Origin of the sequence: Amycolatopsis sp. lyj-108 (assembly GCF_046549005.1) — a bacterium.
Taxonomy (GTDB): domain Bacteria; phylum Actinomycetota; class Actinomycetes; order Mycobacteriales; family Pseudonocardiaceae; genus Amycolatopsis.
The window spans coordinates 129677-135953 of sequence record NZ_JAJPWQ010000017.1 but is presented as its reverse complement, the minus strand read 5'-3'; the positions used below and the strand labels follow the sequence as shown (position 1 = coordinate 135953).

Below are 6277 nucleotides of genomic sequence, written 5' to 3'. Positions count from 1 at the left end.
CTCGCGGCGATGACGGCGAAAGCACGCGCCGACGAACAGTTCACTGTGCATACCTGGGATACCGGACACAACTTCATGCACAACGCTTCAGAGCTCGTCCTGAAGCTCATCGTCGACCTCTAGCCGGGGACCCTTCGCGCAGGTGCCGCGACCTCGGTGCAGACACGCTGGATGCGTTACCGACGGCTTGCTGGGATCGGACAGCCGGCCGATCCCGGCAAGGCCGGTGTCCCGCCGACCAAGTGCCACCGAACGTCTCTCATGCCGCCGAGCGGTCGTTCCCGTGAACGCACGCACATGCCGAGAATGGAGCATGCAGGGCACAACGAGGAGGTCTCCCCGATGCCCGGTTCCCGACTCACTCGCCGCGACCGTCGAGTCATCGCCACTGGCCTGGCGGACGGACTCGGTTACGCCGAGATCGCGCGCAGGCTAGCGCGGCCGACCTCCACAATCAGCCGCGAGGTCACCCGCAACGGGGGCCGCGTCGGCTACGACCCCGACACCGCCCACCGAGCCACGAAACGGCGTGTGCGCCAGCGCAAACCCGGTGCGGCAGACGCGACTAGCCGACCTCGCCGCCCGGAAACAGTCCATGGTGTCGAACGGCAGCTGGCCGCGACCCTGATCGGTACCGGACTCCCCAGGATGTCGTCGAGAGTGCTCGCCGCCCTGCTCACCACCGACGACGCCGGTATGAGCGCCGCAGTGCTGGGGCAGCACCTGCGGGTAGCTCGTCGTCGGTCTCCAAATCCGTCGGATACCTCGAAGGGCAAGGAATGATCCGCCGCGAGCGGATCGCCCAGCGGAGAGGCGAACGGTACGTCGTCGATCCCGACGCATGGTTCCAAGCAGTCCTCGCCAGCGCCCAGCGAAACCACCAACTCGCCGACACCGCCCGCCGGGGATCCGATCTCCTCGGCCGCACCACACCGGCCGGCGCCCGTCTCCACGCCCTGAGCCGATTCCACCAACAGCTCACCAACGACATCATCGAGCGAACCCGCCACTGGCGACACGCACTCGCCGATCCGCCACCCTCAAAGGCGTCGTCCACTCTCGTGTGATTGTCGAGTGCGGCTCACACGGGTCCGGCGCTAGGCGGGCGAGGCGGTGTCTGTGTCGGCGCCGGTGTCGGCATGGCGTTCGGTTCGTCCGGTTCCGTGCCAGTCCAGGCAGAGCACGGTGGCGTCGTCCCGGAGTTGATCGCGGCAGGCGAGCCGCACGGCTCTTGTCGCGGCACGCACCACTTCCCTGGGGTGTAGCCCGTCGGTGTCCCGGAGTATCGCGGGTAGGTCGACGTTCGCGGCGTCGCGTTCGAGCATGCCGTCGGTGAGAAGCAACAGCCGGTCGCGGGGGCGCAGGTCCTGCCGTTGCACCCGGTACGGGTACGGCTTGACGCCGAAGAGTAGGTCGATCTCCAGTTTGATCGGCTTCACCACACCGTCGCGCAGCAGTAGCGGTGCGGGGTGACCGGCGTTGACCAGCTCGACCGTCCCGGCGCGCAGGTCCACGCGCAGCAGTAGCCCGGTCGCCAGCGTTCCCTGGCCGTGGTCCAGCAGGGCGTGGTTGGCCTGCCGCGCTTGCTCGGCCAGGTCGTGGCGGGCCCGGCGGGCCCTGCGCAGCGCGCTGACCAGCAGGGTCGCGGTCAACGCCGAGGCCACGTCGTGGCCGACGGCGTCGGTGATCGACAGGTGCAGGGTGTCGTGGTCCAGGGTGTAGTCGTAGGTGTCGCCGCCGATGTCGTCGGCGGGCACCAGGGCGCCGGCAACGGTGAACTGGGCTGCTTCGCAGCAGGACGCCGTGGGCAGCAGTTGGTGTTGGATCTCCGCGGCCAGGCTTATCGTGGTGGTGCGCCGGCCGGAGTGGTAGAGGTCGGTGAAGCGGCGGTCGGTGAGGATGACGTAGGCCAGTGCGTGCGCGGCTTCACCCAGCTGTGCCAGTACCTCTTCGTCCAGGGTGGGCACGGTCACCTCGAGGACGCCGACGCAGTCGCCGCGGTTGGTCACCGGCAGCACTACTCGCACCCCCTCGCCGTCCTGCTCCTGCCACGGCTGCTGGGTGCGCAGCACCTCTTCGTAGGCGCTGTCCCGTAGACCGACGATCTCCGCCCCGCTCTCGCCGAGGCTCTGCGCGGTGGAGGTCAGCCGCACCAGTCGTTCATCGGCGAGGTCGACCAGCAGGAACGACACGTCGAAGGCATCGAACCGCTTCGCCAGGTCGCGTGCGACGACCTCGACCGACTCCACCGGTGGTGCGCTCTCGGCCGCCGCAAGCACATCACCCGGTCTCAACACGCCACCGTCCACGGCAACCTCCGAGCAGTTGGGGCCACTCAACCACATCACTCGCATCGTCCGCCGCGAACAACGCCACCGGTGATCCGCGGACCGCCTGATCGACGCCGTTCCCGGATCGTTCCCGCCGAGGATCACGAACGCGTCCACCACGATCCACGGGGTCTTAAGCTCGGCTGCTCCGGGTCGCCGCGGCTACGCTGTCCGATATCGCAGCGTCGCGTTCGTGATCGTCTCGCAGATCCCGAGCGCGGAGTTCCATGGACGGGTCGCAGAGAGAATGGAACAGCCATGGGTACATGCGCCGACGGGGCCGGGCCTGACGACGCGCCCGGTTTGCTCGAGGTAACCGGATCGGTGGCTGGCGTAGTCGCACACGTTGTCGCGGGTACGGTCACCTTCCAGGTGAGCGACGAGGTCGCGCCTGGCTTCGTGGACAGGATCGACCACGCGTTCGCCCTGGCCGCGAGCGCGCTGACCTCGACGATGGTGGTCGATCTGACCGAGGTGACCTTTCTCAGTCTCGAAGGCGCGGCGGAGTTGGTCACACTCGCCCGGCACTGCGCCGAGATAAGGCGAGACCTGCGTGTGATCCCGTCGCTGAGCGTGCGGCGCAAACTCACCTTGTCGGGGCTGGACACCCACATTCCGCTCGCCGACGCCTGAGCGGCCACCCTTCGGCAGGGCCGAGGCACGAAACTCCTCGATCTACCCCCAAAGTTTGTATCCTCAACGCCCTGCTGTGATTCGACCGTCGGCGCGAGTGGGGCGCAGGCCAACCGACTAAGGGGGCCTAACAGAGGGTCATTTATTACCTGCCGTAAGAGCCATCGCTCTAAACGAAACACCGGCTTGGACGCCCGGCGTCTGGCAGCGGCCCGGTATGGCGAAGGGGCCGGGTGTTGGCCATTGGTGATCGGCTGTCTCCGGCACACCGGCCACGAGCTACCCGACAGATAGGCGGCCACGGCGCACCGCCGAGCTGGCCTGCGACGACGACCCGGATCGCTGCCGTGGGTAGGTCGGACGTGGAAACGACAAGTTGTGACAGTCTGCGAACCAGCGGATCTGCGGCCGGACGCCGACTGGACAGCCGAGGAATGGGGCTTCGAGATCCGTGCGGCCAGCGACGCGCTGGCCGCGCTCGGCACTATGGTCACGCATGCGAGCGTGTGGTGACTGGAGTCCCAGAGGCTGCGCTTGTCGCTCTCCGGCCGTGATACGTGTTCACATGTGTCCACTCCGAAGGCCTGGCCTCGTCGGTGCGTGGATCAGTGCTGTTGCTGAGTCATGTATTCCAAGGACTCGATCATGGTATTGACGTGGCTGATGGCCATCTTGGCGTATCGGTCGCGGGGTGTCTTTGCCTGGTGCGGATCGAGAGTTCCCTGTAACAGGCGAAGGAGCACGGTCAGTACTCGTCGGAAGACGCTGATCTCGTAGTTCATCCAGTCGATGGGGTTGTCCGAGAACTCGTATCCGGCGCGTGCGGTCCAAATCAACGGGGTGAGGTTGGCGGCTGCGGCGGTCTCCCGGATCCAGCGGATGCCGTTCGCTACCTGGCTGGGTGTCAGGTCGGTTACCTCGACCAGTTGCGCGGTGGTGAGCGCGCCTGGCCTGGCCTGCAGTAGGGCAACCCGGACGAGTTCTCCGCTGACATGCCGTGGTATCGGCGCGGCCATGATCAGTCCCCGCGCAACAGTTGCTCAAGCTGCTCATCCATGCTGGTGTCGCCCGTTTCGACGACGGTCTGTGACCAGTCCGCGGCGGCGCGGACCCGTTCCAGATTGTCGAACACCGCTTCCCGCTCGTTGGTTGTGAGGTGTTCGCCGTGCAGGGTGGGGACCACACGGTTGACGGCGGAGACGAAGGCGGCGCAAGCGCCGAGGAGATTGACGACCTCCATGCGGTGCTCGACTCGACGAATCGCGGGGGTTCGCTCTCGAGCCACATTTTGTGTTTGGCGGCCACGCTCGGCTTGAACGCTGTTCACCATATGGCGAGCTGTGTGATCGCCCATCACGCGGTGTGCGACCTCCGGGCGCCGCAATAGGTCGGTCGCGACCTCGGCGGCAACGATATCGTCCCTGGCCAGGTCGTGGATCCGATGGACGCGTTCCTGGCTGGTCTGTGGGTTCCGCGGCGTCTGGCCTGCGGCTCGTGCCGCGACATCGCAAGTCCAGCGGTCGCCGCCGCCGAGTTCGGGTGGTGGCGGCTGGTGAATCAGCTCGAAGCGATTCTCCAGATGAGCGAGGTGTTTGTGCACCGTGAACGACGCCTTCTTGGATCGTTTGGACTTCGGCCAGCGTGACGCAACCTCCCGATAGGTGAGGAGGGTGGTGAACTCGACACCGATCTCGTCCGCGAACTTGCTGAGCGTGTCGTAGACCTCGGCGCCGTGTGTCCCGCCGACTGGCTGGATCGGTTCGATCTCTACCGCGATGTAACCGAGGTCGAATTGGCAGTCCGTTAGGGCCTGAACTGTCTTTACAGCTTTCTCCACGAGCTTTTCATAGCGCCTTTGAGTGACATTGCCGACCTTGATGGCCATCAGCTGGTCCTTAATGTGGCATGAGGAGAGAATAGTTTATTTGCCGGAAGATGAGACTCAATCCTGAATGAGGGATTTTGTCCGGGCGTGCAGGCAGGCAATTGGTGAATCGTTTACCTGCTGTTGCCAGTGCTCTCAATGTGATCACCGTCTTTGCGTCTCGGCGCCGTTGCGGCGACGAGGAGAAGTCTCATCGTGCTCCGTGTGACCCGAGAAGGCAAGGAGGATTTCGGAGTGGGGGTCTACCTGGATTAGGCGTTTGTCATAGTTGTCACGGTTGACGGTTACGGCGAACGCCTAGCCTGATTCGCCACGCTCTCGTGCGACACGAAGCGGAACAATAGACCGCATCGGACCGGCGCCGTGTGCCCGGTAAACGATCGCCGCATACCGGGCAGATGCTGCTAGCGTCGTGCGCTCGTAGGATAGCGATGCGGTTCCGGGCCCGGCGAACCCAACGCCAATGTCGCGCTCTGCAGCTGTTCGAGCAATACTGCGCGTCAGACCGAGCGTTCGGCGAGAGCGTTCCGCCGCACGCCGCGCACTTGCGCGCTGCCAGCATGAGGTGATTTTAGGTCAGAATCCGTCCTTCGTCGTCCTTTATCGACGATGTCGCCACGTGCGGACGTCGTGGTGATCGACAGCTGTCTCGACTGGGTTCGGAGCGGGGGCAACCCGTTCGGGCACTTATTCCGGTAAATGATCCTCAGTCGCGGCGACACCGCCCTGGTGGTCCGCGAAATCATCCGCACCAGGGAGCGTGGCCCGGCCCAACGGCCGGGAATCCACGTCGGCTGATCACGGCTGCGCGGCCGATGCCCTCACTGAGGAAGAAGAATTCCGGCCCCGTCGGCTGGTCAAGTCAACCGGCGGGCCTGAGCTGTCGAGGAAACGGCCGCGGATGGGCAAAGTGTGCACGACGTGCTGGGCGATGACATCGAGGGCTTCTGCGCGGCGCTGGCCGGGGGAGAACGTGGCCGTGGCTATCGCGACCGCTGGCGCGAGCAGGAACGTCGCCAGGAAACTGAAGCAGCTGGGAGGCTGACATGGGCATCCAGGACATCATCGAGGGCAAGAAGCAGTGGCGCGCGCACGTGGCACGGGTCAAGGCGCTCCCGCCGGACTATCGGATCGTCTACCAGGAGATGCAGAAGTACCTTTTCAAGGTGGGACCGGTCGACCTGGCCGACGGGCCCCTGCTCTCCGGGATCATGGACTTCTTCGAGGAGGGTGCCGCGTCCGGCAAGGGAGTACTGGAACTCATCGGCGACGACGTCGCCGCCTTCTGTGACGATCTGATTAAGGACTCGCCCACCTACGCCGATATCTATCAAGAGTCCATCAGCGGCCAACCCGGCACGGCGGGGAAGTAAGTGAAGGCGGTAAGGACGGGTCTAACCGTCCTTACCGCACACGGCGACTCGGCTGC

8 protein-coding genes are annotated in these 6277 nt (G+C 65.3%); 5 read left to right on the top strand and 3 right to left on the bottom strand.

What is annotated here, in order from left to right; all coding sequences use genetic code 11:
- Positions 1–342 precede the first annotated feature (342 nt).
- The gene (locus tag ACLJO0_RS42040; protein ID WP_410585499.1) at positions 343–783 is read left to right on the top strand and encodes a helix-turn-helix domain-containing protein; all 441 of its coding nucleotides are present in this window, start codon (positions 343–345) and stop codon (positions 781–783) included.
- Positions 780–1067, top strand: a complete 288-nt coding sequence (locus ACLJO0_RS42035) for a hypothetical protein (RefSeq protein ID WP_410585498.1) — start codon at positions 780–782, stop codon at positions 1065–1067. The genes ACLJO0_RS42040 and ACLJO0_RS42035 overlap by 4 nt, the downstream gene beginning before the upstream one ends.
- A 30-nt stretch (positions 1068–1097) precedes the next feature.
- Here the strand turns inward: ACLJO0_RS42035 and ACLJO0_RS42030 are convergent, their stop codons facing one another.
- On the bottom strand, positions 1098–2297 hold the full coding sequence (locus tag ACLJO0_RS42030) for a PP2C family protein-serine/threonine phosphatase (protein WP_410585497.1): 1200 nt from the start codon (positions 2295–2297) through the stop codon (positions 1098–1100).
- 357 nt (positions 2298–2654) lie between these two features.
- Between ACLJO0_RS42030 and ACLJO0_RS42025 the strand changes: the two genes are divergently transcribed.
- Positions 2655–2963 carry an STAS domain-containing protein gene (locus ACLJO0_RS42025; RefSeq protein WP_410585496.1) on the top strand — a complete coding sequence of 103 codons (309 nt, stop codon included), beginning with the start codon at positions 2655–2657 and terminating at the stop codon, positions 2961–2963.
- Between the two features lie 378 nt (positions 2964–3341).
- A complete protein-coding gene (locus tag ACLJO0_RS42020) occupies positions 3342–3476 on the top strand; it encodes a hypothetical protein (RefSeq protein WP_410585495.1) in 135 nt (44 codons plus the stop codon).
- 92 nt (positions 3477–3568) lie between these two features.
- Here ACLJO0_RS42020 and ACLJO0_RS42015 read toward each other — a convergent pair whose 3' ends face one another.
- Together ACLJO0_RS42015 and ACLJO0_RS42010 are read right to left on the bottom strand one after the other, a co-directional pair.
- On the bottom strand, positions 3569–3979 hold the full coding sequence (locus tag ACLJO0_RS42015; RefSeq protein ID WP_410585494.1) for a hypothetical protein: 411 nt from the start codon (positions 3977–3979) through the stop codon (positions 3569–3571).
- Between the two features lie 2 nt (positions 3980–3981).
- The gene (locus tag ACLJO0_RS42010) at positions 3982–4848 is read right to left on the bottom strand and encodes a DUF6192 family protein (protein WP_410585493.1); all 867 of its coding nucleotides are present in this window, start codon (positions 4846–4848) and stop codon (positions 3982–3984) included.
- A gap of 1046 nt (positions 4849–5894) precedes the next feature.
- Here ACLJO0_RS42010 and ACLJO0_RS42005 point away from each other — a divergent pair.
- On the top strand, positions 5895–6221 hold the full coding sequence (locus tag ACLJO0_RS42005; RefSeq protein ID WP_410585492.1) for a DUF1048 domain-containing protein: 327 nt from the start codon (positions 5895–5897) through the stop codon (positions 6219–6221).
- Positions 6222–6277 lie beyond the last annotated feature (56 nt).

Bases quoted from the DNA above. Each gene is read 5' to 3' on its own strand.
- ACLJO0_RS42040 (WP_410585499.1), top strand. From the start codon at position 343: ATGCCCGGTTCCCGACTCACTCGCCGCGACCGTCGAGTCATCGCCACT.
- ACLJO0_RS42035 (WP_410585498.1), top strand. From the start codon at position 780: ATGATCCGCCGCGAGCGGATCGCCCAGCGGAGAGGCGAACGGTACGTC.
- ACLJO0_RS42005 (WP_410585492.1), top strand. From the start codon at position 5,895: ATGGGCATCCAGGACATCATCGAGGGCAAGAAGCAGTGGCGCGCGCAC.
- ACLJO0_RS42015 (WP_410585494.1), bottom strand. From the start codon at position 3,979: ATGGCCGCGCCGATACCACGGCATGTCAGCGGAGAACTCGTCCGGGTT.
- ACLJO0_RS42010 (WP_410585493.1), bottom strand. From the start codon at position 4,848: ATGGCCATCAAGGTCGGCAATGTCACTCAAAGGCGCTATGAAAAGCTC.